Source organism: Pseudolactococcus hodotermopsidis (assembly GCF_011170085.1).
Lineage (GTDB): Bacteria > Bacillota > Bacilli > Lactobacillales > Streptococcaceae > Pseudolactococcus > Pseudolactococcus hodotermopsidis.
Map to the genome: position 1 here is coordinate 1 of NZ_BLLI01000126.1, position 1,332 is coordinate 1,332.

The 1,332-nt window shown below is 36.9% G+C and carries 1 protein-coding gene; it reads left to right on the forward strand.

The genetic code is table 11. The features are described from left to right. Positions 1-1,209: cutinase family protein (locus Hs30E_RS10925; RefSeq protein ID WP_308780842.1), on the forward strand; the 1,209-nt coding region annotated here is incomplete at its 5' end. Positions 1,210-1,332 lie beyond the last annotated feature (123 nt).

A 1,332-nucleotide genomic window follows, 5' to 3' on the forward strand; every position in this document is an offset into this window, starting at 1 on the left:
ATTGGTTTTTCTACGTTGAATGACTGGATAGATAATGATGCTGTGTTTGCCTTGACAGGTGCCTATATTCCGCAAGCTAAACTTGCAAACGAAGCTATGCAAGTCAAGGTTGATGAGATGGCAGTTGAAGCGCCAAATGCTCAGATGAATGTCACAGGTCATTCATTGGGTACAATGGTGTCAATTCAAGCAGTCGCAAATTTGCCAGAAGAAGATATTTCAAAAATAGGTAATGTTGTCCTGTTTAATGGACCAGATAGCCGCTCAAGCATTGATAAAATGGGTGAACAGGCAAAGGCTAATATCGAAAAACTTGAGGCTGATGGTAAGATTCACTACTATGTCAATGCTTTTGATATTGTGAGTATGCTCAATCGTAACCAAGAGGGGGTTGATGAAATCGGGGTTGTTCACTATATTTTGCCAACTAACTTGGCTTATACAAGTACCTTTTATATGAAAAATTCTAGCCATGACTTTGGTATGTATGATTTTGATTCTGACGGAAATATCAAAGAAGCGACTATTGAAAAGAATCCTGAAATTTTTGAGGCAGGTATTAAGCTATCAAAATTGATTAGAGAGACGATAGATAGGTTAAAGACTATCTATGGACTTTCTGAGACTGACGCTATGAGAATCTTGACCTCTGCGAGTGCTTTACCTCCCCAATATACCACCTCCTTATATGCAGGAGTTGCAGGCGCATTTCTCTATAACTATAACAAAATTATTAAAGATGCTGAAAGCGTTAGAAACATTGAAGAAAGAATTGAAAGCCTACATTCGAGTATTAAATCAAGTTCGGGTGCAGAAAAAATAGCTTTGCGATCTGATTTGGCTTTGGAGGTTTCCCAAAAAGCTAAAAATTTAGGCGAAGAGTACGAACTCATAGTCAAAAATGAACTTTCAGAAATTGAAGATGAGATTGATACGCTCGTTCAAGATGTAGAACAAGGTGCTTATGAGATTATGCAATATTTGCCAAGTTGGGAAGTTGAGGGTTTGATTCAAGAGCTTAAGAAAGATGTTTTATGGGATAATGACCTAGAATCTGATATTAAAAAAGAAGCTAAGGCATATAAAGATAAGTTGACAGATTTTTCGGACACCCTTTATACGGTTTCTCTCGGTATTCAAGAATACGATACGCAAGCAGGTGGAGAACTTTTCAAAAATGAGTTGATTGTTCAAGGAAAGGTAAAATAAAGATGTATTCAGATATTGAAGAGGCTTATATTGCCTGTCAAAAGGAAGTTGAACGGCAAGCTATTCAAACATTGATTCTGTCAAAAAGGGAAGTTGTTCAAAATAAGAAGGACAATTCAAGTA